Annotated in this window: 14 protein-coding genes and 4 tRNA genes; 4 read left to right on the top strand and 14 right to left on the bottom strand. The window is 33.0% G+C overall.

The genetic code is table 11. The annotated features are described in order from the left end of the window. Positions 1-4: 4 nt before the first annotated feature. The 3 genes from rarD to GYW75_RS05605 all read right to left on the bottom strand — a co-directional run bounded on the left by rarD (position 5) and on the right by GYW75_RS05605 (position 3,309). Complete coding sequence (gene rarD, locus GYW75_RS05615) at positions 5-901, bottom strand: EamA family transporter RarD (RefSeq protein ID WP_065589601.1); 897 nt, start codon at positions 899-901, stop codon at positions 5-7. Positions 902-967: 66 nt separating this feature from the next. After that, the gene (serS, locus tag GYW75_RS05610; RefSeq protein WP_174798726.1) at positions 968-2,260 is read right to left on the bottom strand and encodes a serine--tRNA ligase; all 1,293 of its coding nucleotides are present in this window, start codon (positions 2,258-2,260) and stop codon (positions 968-970) included. Positions 2,261-3,132: 872 nt separating this feature from the next. Then, positions 3,133-3,309, bottom strand: a complete 177-nt coding sequence (locus GYW75_RS05605; RefSeq protein WP_155266131.1) for a hypothetical protein — start codon at positions 3,307-3,309, stop codon at positions 3,133-3,135. A gap of 473 nt (positions 3,310-3,782) precedes the next feature. On the opposite strand from GYW75_RS05605, the gene GYW75_RS05600 reads away from it, so the two are divergent. Next, on the top strand, positions 3,783-4,235 hold the full coding sequence (locus GYW75_RS05600) for an integrase core domain-containing protein (protein WP_174798725.1): 453 nt from the start codon (positions 3,783-3,785) through the stop codon (positions 4,233-4,235). Positions 4,236-4,406: 171 nt separating this feature from the next. On the opposite strand, the gene GYW75_RS05595 is transcribed toward GYW75_RS05600, so the two are convergent. The 8 genes from GYW75_RS05595 to recA all read right to left on the bottom strand — a co-directional run bounded on the left by GYW75_RS05595 (position 4,407) and on the right by recA (position 9,627). Then, positions 4,407-4,483, bottom strand: a tRNA-Arg gene (locus GYW75_RS05595). A 20-nt stretch (positions 4,484-4,503) separates the two neighbouring features. Continuing rightward, positions 4,504-4,580: transfer RNA gene (locus tag GYW75_RS05590), tRNA-Arg, on the bottom strand. Between the two features lie 19 nt (positions 4,581-4,599). Then, a tRNA-Arg gene (locus GYW75_RS05585) sits at positions 4,600-4,676 on the bottom strand. 18 nt (positions 4,677-4,694) lie between these two features. Beyond that, positions 4,695-4,787 (bottom strand) — tRNA-Ser (locus GYW75_RS05580). Positions 4,788-4,910: 123 nt separating this feature from the next. After that, complete coding sequence (gene csrA / locus GYW75_RS05575) at positions 4,911-5,111, bottom strand: carbon storage regulator CsrA (RefSeq protein ID WP_034913196.1); 201 nt, start codon at positions 5,109-5,111, stop codon at positions 4,911-4,913. 131 nt (positions 5,112-5,242) lie between these two features. Then, entirely contained in the window at positions 5,243-7,876 is a 2,634-nt protein-coding gene (gene alaS, locus GYW75_RS05570) for an alanine--tRNA ligase (protein WP_085164902.1), read from the bottom strand. A 205-nt stretch (positions 7,877-8,081) separates the two neighbouring features. After that, complete coding sequence (locus GYW75_RS05565) at positions 8,082-8,597, bottom strand: regulatory protein RecX (RefSeq protein WP_085164900.1); 516 nt, start codon at positions 8,595-8,597, stop codon at positions 8,082-8,084. Then, the gene (gene recA, locus GYW75_RS05560) at positions 8,581-9,627 is read right to left on the bottom strand and encodes a recombinase RecA (RefSeq protein ID WP_065574897.1); all 1,047 of its coding nucleotides are present in this window, start codon (positions 9,625-9,627) and stop codon (positions 8,581-8,583) included. Before recA ends, GYW75_RS05565 begins: the two co-directional genes overlap by 17 nt. A 516-nt stretch (positions 9,628-10,143) precedes the next feature. Here recA and GYW75_RS05555 point away from each other — a divergent pair. Genes GYW75_RS05555 through GYW75_RS05545 form a run of 3 tightly spaced genes read left to right on the top strand, consistent with a single transcriptional unit; the run spans position 10,144 to position 13,625 of the window. Further along, positions 10,144-11,388 (top strand): PqiA/YebS family transporter subunit, encoded by a 1,245-nt coding sequence (locus GYW75_RS05555; protein ID WP_085164898.1) that lies wholly within the window; start codon positions 10,144-10,146, stop codon positions 11,386-11,388. A gap of 15 nt (positions 11,389-11,403) precedes the next feature. Then, positions 11,404-13,041, top strand: coding sequence for an intermembrane transport protein PqiB (gene pqiB / locus GYW75_RS05550; protein ID WP_085164896.1), 1,638 nt, complete (start codon positions 11,404-11,406; stop codon positions 13,039-13,041). Further along, positions 13,038-13,625, top strand: coding sequence for a PqiC family protein (locus tag GYW75_RS05545; RefSeq protein WP_174798724.1), 588 nt, complete (start codon positions 13,038-13,040; stop codon positions 13,623-13,625). Before pqiB ends, GYW75_RS05545 begins: the two co-directional genes overlap by 4 nt. A gap of 44 nt (positions 13,626-13,669) precedes the next feature. Here GYW75_RS05545 and pabB read toward each other — a convergent pair whose 3' ends face one another. The 3 genes from pabB to GYW75_RS05530 form a co-directional block, all read right to left on the bottom strand. Beyond that, positions 13,670-15,427 carry an aminodeoxychorismate synthase component I gene (gene pabB / locus GYW75_RS05540; RefSeq protein WP_167370067.1) on the bottom strand — a complete coding sequence of 586 codons (1,758 nt, stop codon included), beginning with the start codon at positions 15,425-15,427 and terminating at the stop codon, positions 13,670-13,672. A gap of 1 nt (position 15,428) precedes the next feature. Next, positions 15,429-16,004 carry an anthranilate synthase component II gene (locus tag GYW75_RS05535; protein WP_085164940.1) on the bottom strand — a complete coding sequence of 192 codons (576 nt, stop codon included), beginning with the start codon at positions 16,002-16,004 and terminating at the stop codon, positions 15,429-15,431. A gap of 472 nt (positions 16,005-16,476) precedes the next feature. Then, entirely contained in the window at positions 16,477-17,073 is a 597-nt protein-coding gene (locus GYW75_RS05530) for a CHAP domain-containing protein (RefSeq protein WP_174798723.1), read from the bottom strand. Between the last annotated feature and the right edge of the window lie 38 nt (positions 17,074-17,111).

The following is a 17,111-nucleotide window of genomic DNA, read 5'->3' as shown; positions in this document are numbered from 1 at the left end:
GTATCTATTGTAATCTTTTTCGTTTTATTGCACGTATAACAAAAATCCCACCCTCAAAAGCTAGAATGCAGACAGATAACCAAATAAATCCATATGATACAATATGTTCTGATGAAACTTTCTCATGCAAAAACAGTATAGAAATAACTGTTAGTAGTACTGGCTCTACATATCCTAATAAACCAAATAATCCCATGGGCAGTAAGCGACTTGCAACAAAATAGATTGCAAAAGCAATAGCCGTGATGATCCCCAAGGTTGGTATGTAAATCGGGAAATGAGAAAGATCACTAATTATTTTGTCTAAACGATAATTTAAGGCACAATATATAAGGCACCCTAGGAAGATAAAGAAAAAGTCAGAAAACGTGCCCACAATGCCATCTATTCGCAATTTGCGCCTTGTCATAAAGTAGATTGGATACCCCAAAGCAATAACAGCGGTTTCCCATGAGAAAGCACCAGTGATGTAAATTTCAATGGCAACGCCTAATACTGCAAGTGCAACAGCTATTTTTTGCAAGAAGCTGAGCTTTTCTTTATAAAAAATTTGCCCAGAAATCACCATTGCTAGTGGCAATAAAAAATAACCTAGCGATGCTGATAACCCATGTCCGTTAAGTGGTGCCCAAATAAAAATCATCATCTGTATTGTGAGCAAAACAGAAGAAAATAATAACCCCAATAAAAAAAGTGGTTGTTGTTTTATTCGTCTAAAAAGTGCAGTTATAACTGACCACTGTTTTCCAGCAATGATTAATATAACTATTGCAGGAAATGAAGTTAGTAATCGCCAACAAAAAATATCAACAACAGATAAGGAGTGTAACAAAACTGGGTAGTAATACAGTAACCCAAATAGACATGATGCCAGTATTGAAAGCGCTACACCTTTTATCATTTTTTTCACCTTTATTAATAAAAAAATAGCGCTAATAGATAGCGCTATTCTCTAAGATAATGTAAGTTATTTAATAAACTCAACACCATTCATATAAGGCACTAAAACGGATGGAACTTTAATTGAACCATCTGCTTGTTGATAGTTTTCCATAATAGCAACAAGTGTACGTCCAACAGCTAGACCAGAACCATTTAGTGTATGTACTAAATATGTTTTATTATCAGCTTTATTACGATAACGAGCTTGCATTCGGCGAGCTTGGAAATCCCACATATTTGAGCAAGAAGAAATTTCTCGGTATGTATTTTGAGCTGGTACCCATACTTCAAGGTCATAGGTTTTACAAGAGCCAAAGCCCATATCTCCAGTACATAACACAATTTTTCGATATGGTAATTCAATTAATTGCAATACTTTTTCTGCGTGAGCAGTTAACTCTTCTAATGCCTTCATCGATTCTTCAGGCTTAACAATTTGAACCAATTCTACTTTATCAAATTGATGCATACGGATTAAGCCGCGAGTATCTTTACCGTAAGATCCTGCTTCAGAGCGAAAGCAAGGAGTGTGTGCTGTCATTTTTAATGGTAATACACTTTCATCAAGGATTTCATCGCGCACAAGATTAGTTACAGGCACTTCGGCAGTTGGAATTAATGCATAATTACTGCTTTCAGCTTCTTCATCAAGCGGTTTAGTATGAAATAAGTCACCTGCAAACTTTGGCAATTGTCCTGTTCCAAAAAGTGTTGCTTGATTGACTAAATACGGTACATAAATTTCGGCATAACCATGCTGTTCTGTGTGTAAATCTAACATGAATTGAGTAATAGCACGATGTAAGCGTGCGATTTGTGATTTCATAACCACAAAACGTGCACCTGTGAGTTTTACCCCTGCTGCAAAGTCAAGATCACCAAAGCGTTCTCCTAATGCAACATGATCTTGAATTGGGAAATCAAATTTTCTTGGTGTGCCAAAGCGTGAAATTTCAACATTATCATTTTCATCTTTTCCATCAGGAACAGAGTCATCAGGAATATTTGGGATAGTGGAAGCGATATCTTTAATTTTGCTTAGTAGGATATCAAGCTCTGCTTTAGCGCTATTGAGTTTTTCACCAAGTTTATTGACTTCTTCACGGACAGCTGTAATATCTTCGCCTCGTGCTTTTGCTTCACCAATTGCTTTTGAACGAGCATTACGTTCGGCTTGTAAGTTCTCGGTTTCAACTTGTAATACTTTGCGTTTTTCTTCTAAGTGACGAATCGTATCAATATCTAATTTAAATCCTCGACGTGCTAATTTATTAGCGACAAGATCCAATTCATTTCGGAGTAAATTTGGGTCCAACATAAATAGTGTCCATTATTAACTAGGGAATATCTTTCTACTTTATCGTTATTCTATTATAGAAAACAGAACATATAAATTAAAAAGTAGATTAATTTACCGATATTAAAATTTGTTAGCTTAGTATACTAGAATTATATTGGGATTCAACCGAAATGGCGACCAGAAGAACTTTAGGGAACTAGTAAAATATTATTTATTCAAATAGATAGACGATAAGCTGTTTTTTGATATATTAATCATATACAAATAAATATTTTTCATAATATCGGCTAGAGGGCTGTTTATCTTTGAATAAAAAGAAAATAAAAAGCATAAAGATGTTGTTATAATATAATTTCGAATTACTTAATATCGATATAATCATCAGATTATTTGATTATTTAGGATGATAATAGTAAGCACAGTGAATTAATCTCACAATATACATATACAGCTCATGGTAATTGAGATAGATTGAATAGGCTGTAGCTATTTTGTCCACGTTTTTGTTCTGATTTCTTCTTGAAGCTGTAATTTTGCAAACATCCGTTTAGGCTTGAGATTTTTCGCTTCTAACTCTTTTAAACATCTGATATCCGAAATTTCTAGATCATCGTATTTTTCCTCCATTTATAAAAAGTTGAATATCCCATATCTTATTTGAGGCAAAGCGCTTTAATTGAGAAACGTGCTTTAACTTTTTTAATATCGGTACGATTTGGTGCTTATCACCTTTTTCATATTCAAATTCTCTTTTACTTTTATTATAGACAATTTTCTACTTTTTAGAAGATAGTTATAATAAAGGGGGGAGTTTTTAGTTCCCCTTTTTATTCGTTTTATTGTATTTTAGTTTTTGGTTGATGTTGATGTAAGTAGGTTTCCTAAAAAAACTAATAAATATCAATAATGAAGTCAATATCTTGTTGTTCTTGTAATTTTACCCTTAACAATTCTTTAAGCTCTTTTATTAAGCTATTTAGTTCAAATATTTCTTTTTTTGTGAGTAGCCCTGTTTTTGATTTTAATTCTTTAATTCTTAAAATTTTTTGCTTGATATTTTTGCACATTATTTACACTCCTTTCATTATTTAAATTTACTATAACTTATTACTTTTTAAAAATATTTGAAAGATTTCAACGATCAGTAACATCAATTAATATAGGTTTTAGCTATCGTGCGCTATTTAATCGATCTGTAAAACCGATCATAATATACTACCAATTAAAATTGATTTAAAGAATAAGAAAAAGATAAGTTATGTTTTGGTAAAAATGTAGTAGATGATATCGTCGATTTTTATCAAAAAAATCAAATTGAATATAAAGAATTATGGAAAATATTAATCAAATTTTTAATATTTCAGTATCGGATTGTAATGATTCTGTAAATTGGTAGCTTGATTATAAATGGATAAATAGACGTGTTTATCGAGTATATTGTGAGTTAAGGCTTAACCTCAGAATAAAACATAGAAGCGTATTTTATTTCGAACACCAGAAAAGTTATCATATTTCTAATAAAAAAGGTGAATGTTGATTAATGGTTTTTATCAGTGATAGTAGCTGTAATCAACGTCGCTTTAGGACATTCAATGTCATCGATGGCTTTAATCGTGAGGCGTTAGAGATTGATATTGCAGTAAGCTTACCAGCGGGAAGAATTACCAAACTGGCTGAATATCTAGGGTATCCATTAAAAATACGGGTCGATAATGGACCAGAATTTACAGGAAAAACCTTTATAAACTGGGCTAAATCACATGATATAACCATTGATTATATCCAGCCCGGTAGCCCTTATCAAAATGGCTTTATTGAACGATTTAATCGTACCTATCGTACTGAAGTACTCGATTTATATCTTTTTAACAACTTAGCACAAGCAAGGAGAATAACTGAAGAATGGTTAATGATTTATAATACCGAAAGACCACATGAGGCATTAAATAACATGACACCGATTGAGTATAAAACACTAAAACAAGCAGCGTAATTTTCTACATTAGTTTTAACTATGCGGTATCAAAATTTCCAAAATATACAAATAAACGTACAAAGTGGTGTGATGAGTAGTTCTTCGCTGTTTTTGAATCTGGATATAATAAGATAAGTTTTTATTTTTTTTATTATTGCTATAACTGATAAAGTGTTCGAAAGTGGTTAATGGCGCACCCGAAGGGATTCGAACCCCTGACCGCTCGGTTCGAAGCCGAGTGCTCTATCCAGCTGAGCTACGGATGCGTGTAAGTTCGTTAAAAAAGTGGTGCATCCGAAGGGATTCGAACCCCTGACCGCCCGGTTCGTAGCCGGGTACTCTATCCAGCTGAGCTACGGATGCGTTTTGAATTTATTTAAAATGGTGCATCCGAAGGGATTCGAACCCCTGACCGCCCGGTTCGTAGCCGGGTACTCTATCCAGCTGAGCTACGGATGCATATTTTAATTTATTTAATGGCGGTGAGAGAGGGATTCGAACCCTCGATGCAGCTTTTGACCGCATACTCCCTTAGCAGGGGAGCGCCTTCAGCCTCTCGGCCATCTCACCAATGTATTATGATTTTGCTTTAACAACAAAATCATAATGTGTGGCGCACATATTACGTTTTACAAAAAATAAGTCAAACATTTTTTTGCTTACGCGTGTTAGTTGTTTATTTCCTGCCCAATATTACCCTATGGACTTAGGTATTTCATCATTTGCTTCTTGTGGTTGATGAATTTTGTTATATATTTCTTCCCTATGAATAGAAACTTCTTTAGGTGCATTAATACCTACTCTGACTTGATTTCCCTTCACGCCCAAGATGGTAATAACTACATCATCACCAATTATTAGTGTTTCACCTACTCTCCTAGTTAAAATTAACATTAGATCTCCTAATATCAGTTAAGTATATATCCAAACAATTTTAATATATAGCTTTATCAGCCCCCATCAATAAGACGGGATTTTACAGAAAACTCTAATATTCAATTAACAAATATTTTGAGCCTATCTGGCTAATTTGCTTGTAATTTATTACTGATTTCCTTTTTCACAGAAGATAACGCTTCTGGTAATGCCGAGAGATCCATTCCACCTGCTTGAGCGAAATCAGGTCGCCCACCCCCTTTACCGCCTACTTTTAATGCTAATTGGGAAACCAAATCTCCTGCCTTAACTATATTGACTAAGTCATTGGTTACACCTGCAGCTAAATTGATCTTATCATCATTGACAGCGGCTAAAATTATTACACCTGTCTTTAATTGATTTTTCAGATCATCAATCATAGTCCGTAATAATTTTGCTTCAACATTATCAAGTTTAGCAATTAGTAAATGTTTATCATTGATTTTTTCACATTGATTAAGTAATTGTGCACTTTCTTGGCTAGCTTTCTGTGCTTTTAGTTGTTCAATTGTTCTTTCAAGCTGTTTAGTTTGCTCGATCAATTGCTCAATGCGCACTAAAACTGCCGATTTGTCACTTTTAGTTAGTTGTCCAATTTGAGTTAATAAATTAGATTCATTATGGATCAGATCCATTGCATTTTGCCCTGAAGTTGCCTCAATACGGCGTACACCAGAAGCTATGCTTGATTCTGATATTATTTTAAATAACCCAATATCACCAGTTCTATTTACGTGAGTACCACCACAAAGTTCAATTGAAAAATCGCCCATTGTTAGAACTCTAACGATATCTTCATATTTTTCACCAAATAAAGCCATAGCGCCTTTATCTTTAGCTTTATCAATTGGCATTAGCTCAATATCAACTGGTAAATTACGACGAATCTGTTGATTTACTAAGTTCTCTATTTCAATAATTTGTTCTGGCGTAATGGCTTGATTATGTGAAAAGTCAAAACGTAAATAGCTATCATTAACTAGAGACCCTTTTTGGTGGACATGGTTGCCTAAAATACGTTGTAAAGCCGCTTGTAATAGATGCGTAGCTGAGTGATTACGTCGAATACGTTCACGCAACTCAACATCAATAGCAGCAATGACATTATCACCAACTTTTAAAGAGCCTTTTATAATTTGACCAAAATGACCAATACTTTTACCATATTTTTGGCTATCAAAAACACTAAATTCAAGATTAGCCGCAGTTAGTAAGCCTTTATCACCAATTTGGCCACCAGACTCTCCATAAAATGGTGTTTTGTCTAAAACGACAATAGCTTCATCACCTGCGTTAATATTTTCGACTTTTTGGCCGTTTTTAAATATAGCAATAACTTTTCCTGATGATTCTGTTGCTTGATAACCTAAAAATTCAGTTTTATCATCAAGCTTGATAACATTACTATAATCAACATTAAATGAGCTTGATTCGCGAGCTCGCTTTCGTTGCTCTTCCATGCATTGGTTAAAGCCATCTTCATCGATAGTAATGTTTTTTTCACGACACACATCTGCCGTTAGATCTAATGGAAAACCATAAGTATCATAAAGTTTAAATGCGATATCTCCAGGTAAAACTTTCCCCGTTATTTTGGCTAATTCCTGATCTAATAAAGATAACCCTCGTTCAAGAGTCTTTAAAAATTGCTCTTCTTCAATTTTAAGTGCATCTTCGACTAGTTTTCGATTATTTTCTAATTCAACCGCTGCGCTTCCCATCACATCAATTAATGGTTTAACTAATTTATAAAAGAAAATATCTTTTGCTCCTAGCATGTGCCCATGACGCACTGCGCGTCGAATAATGCGGCGTAGTACATAGCCTCGTCCTTCGTTTGAAGGTAAAACTCCATCTGAAATTAGGAATGCACAAGAGCGGATATGGTCGGCAATAACGCGTAGCGATTTATTTTCTAAATCTTTAGTCTGAATAACGTTAGCAGCATCATTAATTAATTTCTTAAACAGATCTATTTCATAATTAGAGTTGACGTGTTGTAGCACTGCAGCAATACGTTCTAGTCCCATACCAGTATCCACAGATGGCTTAGGTAATGGTTCCATTGTTCCATCGGGATGGCGATTAAATTGCATAAAGACAATATTCCAAATTTCTATAAATCTGTCACCATCTTCTTCTGCGCTACCAGGAGGTCCTCCCCAAATGTGATCACCATGATCATAGAAAATTTCGGTACAAGGACCACAAGGACCGGTATCACCCATCTGCCAAAAGTTATCTGAGGCATACGGAGCACCTTTATTATCACCAATACGAATTATGCGTTCTTTAGGGATGCCGATTTCTTTTTCCCATATTGCATATGCTTCGTCATCTGTCTCATAAACGGTAACGGTTAACTTCTCTTTAGGTAGGTTAAACCACTCTTTGCTGGTCAATAATTCCCATGCAAAATGTATTGCATCATGTTTAAAGTAGTCACCAAAACTAAAGTTTCCTAACATCTCAAAAAATGTATGGTGTCGAGCAGTATAACCAACATTATCTAAATCATTATGTTTTCCACCAGCACGGACGCAACGTTGCGATGTTGTTGCTCTAGTGTAAGAACGCTTATCAACACCAAGGAATACATCTTTAAATTGATTCATTCCAGCATTAGTAAATAATAATGTTGGATCATTGTGTGGAACAAGGGAACTACTTGCGACAACTTCATGTCCTTTGCCACGGAAAAAGTCAAGAAAATTTTGACGAATTTCTGCAGTACTTTTCATTTATGCTTCCATATAAAACGATAGATTTTTAAACATAGTAATATACCCGTTACAACTAAAGTTGAAAAGTAAATCTTCCTAAATTGGAGTGGAGCTAACTAATATTTATTACAAGTAAATAGGGATAAAATAAAAAAAGAATTAATGAGCTTTATTTGTAATAGGCTTTAAATTATATGTTTTGTATTCTAGATATTATAATTATTTAAGTCAATAAATCGTAAGCAGCTTTAATATCATCTTGTGTATAACCTCTAGCAACTAAAAACTGAGTAACTTTTTGTTTTTTATTGTTATTTTCGGGTTTGATTTGTTTTGACTTTTTTAATAATTGTTTATATGCAAGGTTTCCCCAGTTTATATTAGAGGCTTGTAATAACTGACGGCTTAAGTCAACAGATAAACCCCGTTGTTTAAGTTCTATTGCAATTTTATACTTTCCGTAGCCTTTATTGGCACGCATAACAATATAATTTTCAATATAATGGGCGTCATTTATCCAATTTTGATTAATACAATGTTCAATCACATCTTGTATTTCAATTTTTAGTTTAGTCAATTGGTCATGATATTCTTCTTCTGTATTTTGTTGCTTCTTTGCAAAAAAGAATATCATTTTTTGGCTTAGTTCATACGAAGAGTGATCGCGCTGTGCAAGTAATTGCACAGCTTTATTTAGGATTGATTTATTGAGTTTTTTTTCATTATTCAATGCTGTCATTCTCTAATGAAATATCGTCTTCAGGGGCTGTAAAATCTGCTGGACTATTTAGTAATAAATCACGTAGTTTTGTTTCGAGCTCTTTTGCGATTTCAGGATGTTCTTGCAAAAACTTAATTGAGTTAGCTTTACCTTGTCCAACTTTTTCGCCGTTGTAGCTATACCATGCACCAGCTTTATCGACTAACTTATGTTTAACCCCTAAGTCAATCAATTCGCCTTCTTTAGAAATACCACAACCATAAAGAATCTGGAATTCTGCTTGTCTAAAAGGTGCTGCAACTTTATTTTTAACCACTTTAACTCGAGTATCACTACCAATAATATCTTCGCCTTCTTTCACAGAACCTGTGCGACGAATATCAAGGCGAACAGAAGCATAGAATTTTAGTGCATTACCGCCTGTTGTTGTTTCTGGGCTACCAAACATAACACCAATTTTCATACGAATTTGGTTAATAAATACAACTAAACAATTTGCATTTTTGATATTCGCAGTTAGTTTACGTAATGCTTGTGACATTAAGCGAGCTTGTAATCCCATATGAGAATCGCCCATTTCACCCTCAATTTCAGCTTTTGGAGTTAATGCTGCGACTGAGTCAACAATAATAACATCAACAGCACCAGAACGAACCAAAGCGTCGCAAATTTCAAGGGCTTGCTCTCCTGTATCAGGTTGAGAAACTAATAAGTCATCAACTTGAACGCCTAATTTAGCTGCATAAATTGGATCGAGTGCATGTTCAGCATCAATAAATGCACAAGTCTTACCTTCTTTTTGAGCTTGTGCTATGACTGATAAGGTAAGTGTTGTTTTACCAGATGATTCTGGCCCAAAAATTTCAACAATTCGACCCATTGGTAAACCGCCAATACCTAGAGCAATATCAAGACCTAAAGAACCTGTAGATACAGCATCTACATCTAACGTTTGGGTGTCCCCTAAACGCATAATTGAACCTTTACCAAATTGTTTTTCGATTTGACTTAATGCAGCAGAAAGTGCGCGTTGTTTGTTTTCGTTCATATTATAAAATTCCAATGAGTTAGGATTGGTAATATTATACTGTATTGTTATACAGTATCAAGTTTTTTTCTCAACAATTATTTAGTTAACTATGGAAATTAAGACACAAATTTTATGGATGATTTGTTTTATGTAATAATTGAAACTAACAAATGGTGATGAAATATTGATATTCAAGATTAAATTTATTGAATTATTTTGTTAATTTTATAGCTGTGAATTTTTATCAAACCTAAATTAATATTGATTATTTTAGTATAATGAAAAGAATAACGCATTTTATAAAGATTATATTTGATAATAATCAAAACCCACTAATTTAATTTAGTAATACTTTCATAAAAAAATGTCATTTGATATGATTAGCTTTGGAGCTAATATAACCAACTTTTATTCATTAAAATATTTGTTCTTCAAGAAACTATTTAATAATAACTCATTAATTTCATACTCAAATGTTATATTACTCTGAAATATTTATTTAGGTTAAAATATATTTCGAAATAAAGGAAAACAATGACCATTGATAAACAACATTATGTTTTATGCTCACACTGTGATTTGGTCATAGAATTAACTGATATAACAGTAGGGCACAAAGCTGTTTGTCCACGCTGTAATACTACATTAGCTAAAAATAGTAGCAATATGAAATTTAGAGCTGCTATGTATGCAGCTTGTTCATTAATTATGATTATTGTCGCCTGCGGCTTTGTCTTTATTGATATCCGAATTGTAGGAAATTACATTGGCGTTAGCGTATTAGATATTCCTAAGACCCTTTATTTTGATAAATATAGCTATGTTTCAGCGCTTTTTATTTTATTTGTTTTACTTTTCCCTATATTCAATTTATTAATCATCGTCCTGCTTTGCTCCAGAATTCAATTAACAAAATATCGCAAACGCGATCTACTTATTGTTTATGAAAAATTTCAACATTGGTGTATGCCGGAAATCTTTCTTACTGGTGTTTTGGTCAGTTTTGTTAAATTAATGAGTTATGGCAGTATTGGGGTCACTGGTACGTTTTGGGCGTTTTGTCTATTTGTCTTTTTTTATATAAAATCTTTAGTTATTTTCTCGCCTGAAGTAATTTGGAACGAAATTCATCGTAATAACTTTGCTGTTAATTCATTGAAAGTTGGAAAAACAGGAATTAGTCAAAATCTAAAATTATGTAATTGTTGTCAGGCTATATTACCCATACATTATAAAAAATGCCCTCGATGTAAACAAAAAAGTAAAATTAGGGAGCGTGATAAAATACAATGGACTATAGCTTTATTAATTACTTCATTAATTCTTTACATTCCTGCTAATTTATTTGGAATTATGATAACTGTTGTTTTGGGGGCTGCATCAACTTCAAATATCATGGATGGAGTTATTTATATGTGGCAAGCAGGTGATGTACCTGTTGCTCTTGTTATTTTTCTCGCTAGTGTTGTTATACCAATTTTAAAAATTATTTCACTAAGTTGGCTTTGTTATTTTGCATTAGCAGTAAAACGAAAAAATAAGAATAATTGTTTAAAAATGAAAAAATTATATAGTGCAGTTGAGTTTATTGGTAAATGGTCAATGATAGATATATTTGTTGTTTCTGTCGTTTGTTCTTTAGTGAGAAATCAGCAAATGATGGGTGTTTATCCTGATATTGGCGTTACATTCTTTGCAACTGTCGTTATTATCACAATGATTGCATCACAAAAATTTGATCCTCGTTTAATTTGGGATCGTCCGCAAAATAGAAAATAGATTAATAGGAACAATATGGCAACATCAAGTAAATTGGCAAAAATAATTAAAATTAGAGCTATTTCAGCAATATGGATTATTCCCATTGTCACTGCAATTGTTGGTCTATGGATAATCTACTCTCATTATGCTGATAGAGGTACCTCGTTCACATTACTTGCAAAAGACGCAAGTGGCATTGTTGCTGGCAAAACGGTAATTAAAAATCGCAGTGTTGATGTGGGTATAGTCGATGAAGTGACTTTATCTGATGACTACCAGCAAGTGGTTATAAAAGGCCGTGTTTATAGCGATATGGCTCCATTGCTGAAAAATGATTCGATTTTTTGGGTCGTCAAGCCAGAAATTGGTCGTGATGGGGTAACGGGATTAGGTACTATTTTATCGGGTGTCTATATAGAATTAGCCGCAGGGAACGATAATCATAGTTTTCAAAATAAACCTTTTGTGCTTTCTGATGCGCCTCCGTTGTCTGATCCTAGTATCAAAGGTATTCGTCTAAAATTAGAAAGTGAGCAAAATGGTGTGATTCCTCGAGGGGCAGCTATCATGTTTCATGGTTATCGTGTAGGGAATGTGGAGACCTCGGAATTTGATGTTGAATCGCGTAAGATGAAATATCAAATTTTTATTACTAAACCTTATGATGTGTTAGTAACACAAAACGTACGATTTTGGAAAGAAGGAGGTATCAATTTAACTCTTTCATCTCGAGGTGCAAGCCTAGATGTCCCTTCTCTGGATGTATTAATGTCTGGAGGAATTAGTTTTGATTTACCCGAAGGATCCAAATTAGGTGCACCCGCTGAGCAAAATGCAGTTTATACATTATATGAAGATAAAAAATCTATCCAAGATTCGCAATATACTGAATATAAAGAATTCCTTATTATGCTTTCTGATTCTATATCGGGGTTAACAGAGGGAGTACCAGTTGAATATCATGGTATTAGATTAGGAACAGTATCTAAAGTACCATTTTATACCGCTGAAATGTTAGAAAAATCATCAATTTTAAATAAAAGGGTGCCGATATTAATTAGGATAGAGCCTGATCGTTTATCTGAATTAGTTGATGAGAAAATCGATATTGCCGCTTTGATAATGAAAGAACAAAAAAATGGGTTAAGAGCGTCATTAAAAACTTCAAATATGTTTACTGGTGCGCTATATATAGATCTTGATTTTTATCCTGAATTAAAAAATAAGTATGATCCACAACTAGCGAAGCAGTTTGGTTACGATACAATTGAGGCGACTTCGACAGGGATTGCGCAAATTCAGGCAAAAATTATGCAGTTACTTGATAATTTTAATAATTTGCCACTTAACAATACTCTATCGCAGTTCAATCAATCATTAGCTTCGAGTGAACGATTAATGAAATCGTTAAATCGTATTATGGCAAGTAAAGAGATGCAAAATATACCAAAGGATTTACAAAAAACATTACGTTCATTAAATGAAACAATGAAAGAATTACAACCAGGTTCTGAATTAAATAACCAAATGAAAGAGAGTTTACAAAAAGTGCAACAGATGATGGATGAATTAACGCCATTACTTAATACTCTCAATGATAAGAGCAATGCACTGATTTTTTCTGCTCCAGCGAAGAAAGATCAAGAGCCTAAAGCAAAAGGTAAAAAATGATGAACAAAATATATAAAAAGCTACTTACAATCATATTTATGCCATTACTTGCAATATTAGTCGGTTGTTCAGCTAACGACCCAAGTAAAAGCTATTTTCAACTAACTAGTAATTTACCAAGTCCAGTATTGCAAAAAATAAAAACTACCAAATATTTTATTTGGATTGAGTCGGTAGATGTGGTGAGTTTTTTAAATAAACCAGGTATTGTATTACAAACTGATAATATCAAATATGAAACAGCAATGCATCATTTATGGGCTTCAACACTATCTCAGCAATTGCAAGAACGATTGACGCAAGATTTAACGGTCATGTTACCAAATTATTTAGTCTCTAGCAGATCAATTACAACGCCAACATTGACGGTAAAGTTATTTATTGATGGGTTTCATGGAAGCTATACTGGTGATGCGGTGATTAAAGGACGATGGGTTGTTACTGATAGTAAAAATAATATTGAAAGCAAACCATTTGAACGCCATGTTCCTTTAGCAAGTAATGGATATGATGCTTTAGTTAACGCGCTATCTAAAGGTTGGCAGGATGAAGAACTAGACTTTGTAAACTCAATAAAACTTTAATGTCATAATAATATTCCGCCATAATGTTGGCGGAATATTTGAATTTAAACGGTAATTGATCTTAATGATCGTTTGAACTGACTAAAAATCTTGTCATCAATTTCTACCCATTTACGAACACTATTGATAAATGCGATTTTATCGGCTTTTAAAAGGTCATCTTTTAAAATCGTTTTTTCTAACAATTGATTGTGATCTAAATAAAATTGCCTCATGGTGCCAGCTAGTAACCCCGATTCTTTTTTAGGGGTAATCCATTGATCATTAATCCGCAATGCGAGGTTACCATTAACAAATTCAGTTATTTCATTGTGTTGGTTAAAATTAATATATTCTTTTCCTGTAATTAAATTAGGAAAATGCTCCCGATTAGACGTTTTATGATACAAATATACGTTTTGGTTATGAACGTACTGCTTTGCAAATTCGATTTCATTGATCTGCATTGGCGAGTTAATTATATTCTCGCTAATGGTATATAGCCCATTTTTTTGCAGTAAAATTCTGATTTTATAAATATTTTCAATATTTTTATTAGTTGCATTTGCTAACTTAATAAGTTGCAACTTAATTGCATTGATATCATAGTTAAAATCAAAATAATCAGCTGATTGAGAAAGTCTGCTTAAATGTTCTTCCAATAAGAAAAATTGCCCTTTTTCAAGCAATAATGATTCAATGACATATTTGGGAGAAGATGTGGTGCGAGTTAAAATTGCTGTTTTAGCTAAAATCTCATTATATTCATCTTGTGAGGTTGAATCCCAAGTGATCCCTCCGCCAACACCATAATGCATTTGTTGATTGTGTATGGTTAAAGTCCGAATTGGGATATTGAATATAGCTTTGTTCATATATGGTTCAATATAACCAATTGTCCCGCAGTAAACTCCACGTGGTGAGTTTTCAATATCTGCAATAATTTGCATTGTACTGGTTTTAGGCGCTCCAGTTATTGATCCACAAGGAAATAGTGCTTGAAAAATATGATATAAATTAACATTTTCTTTCAATTCACCTTGAATCATAGAAGTCAATTGCCAAACGGTTGGATATTTTTCGGCTGAAAATAATTTAGGAACTGTAACTGATCCTGCCTTTGCAACCCGACTTAAATCATTACGTAATAAATCAACAATCATCATATTTTCAGCTTGGTTTTTTTCAGAGAATAATAATTCTAATTGTTGTTTATCTTGGTGATTATTTAAACCGCGCGCAGTTGTTCCTTTCATTGGTTTTGTTGTAATAATTTTATTTTCTAACTTAAAAAATAATTCTGGCGAAATTGATAAAATACAATAATCGTCAAACTCAATATAAGCGCAATAGTCGGCTTGATTGTTCTTTTGTAGAAAGTGGTAATAATTAATAGCACTTTCATTAAATGGAGTAGTAAATTGAATTGTATAGTTGGTTTGATAAGTATTGCCTGATTCAATTTGAGATCGAATAAAGTTAATTTTTTGATTATATTCCTCTCTTGATGTATCGCTTATCAAATCAAAAGTTGGTGGAGTGTAATCACTTATTTCTATATGTTTTTGCTCAATGATAGAAAATTTATCAAAAATACCAAATATCAATAGCGGCAAATCATAATTCTGTTTTGTTTTATTTTCACTATTGAACCCCATTGCGCTTTCATAAGCGAGATATCCAACCGCATAATAGCCTTGTTGTGTGAATTTTTCGATTGAATCAAATTGTTGTTTGATTGTTGAATAATCATCAGACTTTAAAATGGCGATAGGGTTGCAAAAATATTTATGTTGACCTTCAAAGTCGATATGAATTTTCATTTTAGTATTGCTCATGGACAAAATTATGAATCATTTGTAAACCAAATTCGGTTTTAATTGCTTCAGGGTGAAATTGGACTGACTCGATGGGTAACTTTTTGTGACGTAGTCCCATAATCAATCCTTGATTGTTTCTTGCTGTTACGATTAATTGAGAGTCTTTTGGTAAAAGCTTATCACAAGCAATTAATGAATGATAACGAACAACCGAAAGAGGGCTTTTGATCCCTTTAAACACGCCTTGACCATCGTGCGTTATTTCATCGACTTTTCCATGCATAGGTGTTGGTGCTTTGATGATCTTATAACCATAATATTGAGCAATCGCTTGATGCCCTAAACAAACTCCCAATATTGGGCAAATATGACTAAATTCGGCAATAGTTGCAAGTGATATTCCAGAATCGGCAGGGGATCCCGGACCAGGCGAAATGATAATCTTAGAAAAGCTAAGCTCTTTTATTTGTTCAATTGTCATTTCGTCATTTTTAATCACTTTAACTTCTGCGCCAACTTGACACAAATAATTGTGAATATTGAAGGTAAAAGAATCATAATTATCTATTAATAATATCAAAATAGAGTCCATTAATTACATAGCATATTGTTTTTAAAACATTGGCATTTATAACAGCCAAATTCCAGTTATATCCAGAGTTATTATACCGTTAATACAGTTAAAAACAGATATGATTGCCAGTTTGCTATCTTTTTATTTCCTTTTTTATACTGAAACATAGTGTTACCTGAAACTTTTTAACAAAATTCCTTTTTTCCTGTGATAAATCCCGCAAAGCCATACAACTCTACTTGTATGGTAGCATTTGTGTTACTTATTACGTTAGCCGAAGTTGGGATTGTCAAAATTTTTCTGCAATAGCTCAACATGAAAACCTATCGGCTATTTTGGAGACTATAAAAATAGTATCAAAACAGAAGAATGAATGGTTTGTTGATTAATCTTAATTAAAGATCTGAATTATTATTTTGAATATTTTCTGTAATTATGCCATTTGTTTTTTTGTTGTAGTTTACTCTGGTGCAGGCAATTATTTATTTTTACGTAAATAACCTAAAACGCCAAAACCTTCTATTATCCATTTTCCATCTTTAAAGATTAAAGGAAAAGTTGCTCTACTGCTTGCATTTGGTCCGGGGTTTTGTTGCACAATTTCAATTTCGTTGTCGGTTACTTTACTTATAATGGCAACATGCCCATAATTTGACCAATTAAGGATAATAATATCTTCAACTTTTGGTTTAGTTGGTGAACCATTATGAAACTGTAATAAATTACGTTGACGATTAATTTTTCCATCAATGATTGAAGGGTCAAAGAAATCTTTTGCATGCCCATAGCTATTGGGCATTTTGTGATTGAAGCGTTGATAATAATAGCGTTTGATGAATTCAACACATTGATATTTCAGACCTAAGTTATAGCCGTCTTTAGCAATATTTCTTCCACTTACATTATTGATGCTACCATTATAATAGACTTTCACACCATTAAATTCATCAACGACTTTGCCAATTTTCTGTTTATCAATTTCAACATTAGCAAAAGCACATGAATTAAGTGTATAGTAGCTTAATACTGATAATAGCCAAAGTAAAAAAAGCTTTTTTTTATATTTTAATAACATATTTATTTCCATTGTTTTAATTATTTATTATTGTTTAT

The sequence above is a fragment of the Gilliamella sp. ESL0232 genome, assembly GCF_013346885.1.
GTDB lineage: Bacteria > Pseudomonadota > Gammaproteobacteria > Enterobacterales > Orbaceae > Gilliamella > Gilliamella bombi.
Note: the sequence above shows the minus strand (reverse complement) of the source record. Positions and strands in the feature narration are given on the sequence as shown.

Coding starts and splice junctions, on each gene's coding strand:
- rarD (WP_065589601.1), bottom strand. CDS start 901: ATGATAAAAGGTGTAGCGCTTTCAATACTGGCATCATGTCTATTTGGG.
- serS (WP_174798726.1), bottom strand. CDS start 2,260: ATGTTGGACCCAAATTTACTCCGAAATGAATTGGATCTTGTCGCTAAT.
- GYW75_RS05605 (WP_155266131.1), bottom strand. CDS start 3,309: ATGTGCAAAAATATCAAGCAAAAAATTTTAAGAATTAAAGAATTAAAA.
- GYW75_RS05600 (WP_174798725.1), top strand. CDS start 3,783: ATGGTTTTTATCAGTGATAGTAGCTGTAATCAACGTCGCTTTAGGACA.
- csrA (WP_034913196.1), bottom strand. CDS start 5,111: ATGTTAATTTTAACTAGGAGAGTAGGTGAAACACTAATAATTGGTGAT.
- alaS (WP_085164902.1), bottom strand. CDS start 7,876: ATGAAAAGTACTGCAGAAATTCGTCAAAATTTTCTTGACTTTTTCCGT.
- GYW75_RS05565 (WP_085164900.1), bottom strand. CDS start 8,597: ATGACAGCATTGAATAATGAAAAAAAACTCAATAAATCAATCCTAAAT.
- recA (WP_065574897.1), bottom strand. CDS start 9,627: ATGAACGAAAACAAACAACGCGCACTTTCTGCTGCATTAAGTCAAATC.
- GYW75_RS05555 (WP_085164898.1), top strand. CDS start 10,144: ATGACCATTGATAAACAACATTATGTTTTATGCTCACACTGTGATTTG.
- pqiB (WP_085164896.1), top strand. CDS start 11,404: ATGGCAACATCAAGTAAATTGGCAAAAATAATTAAAATTAGAGCTATT.
- GYW75_RS05545 (WP_174798724.1), top strand. CDS start 13,038: ATGATGAACAAAATATATAAAAAGCTACTTACAATCATATTTATGCCA.
- pabB (WP_167370067.1), bottom strand. CDS start 15,427: ATGAAAATTCATATCGACTTTGAAGGTCAACATAAATATTTTTGCAAC.
- GYW75_RS05530 (WP_174798723.1), bottom strand. CDS start 17,073: ATGTTATTAAAATATAAAAAAAAGCTTTTTTTACTTTGGCTATTATCA.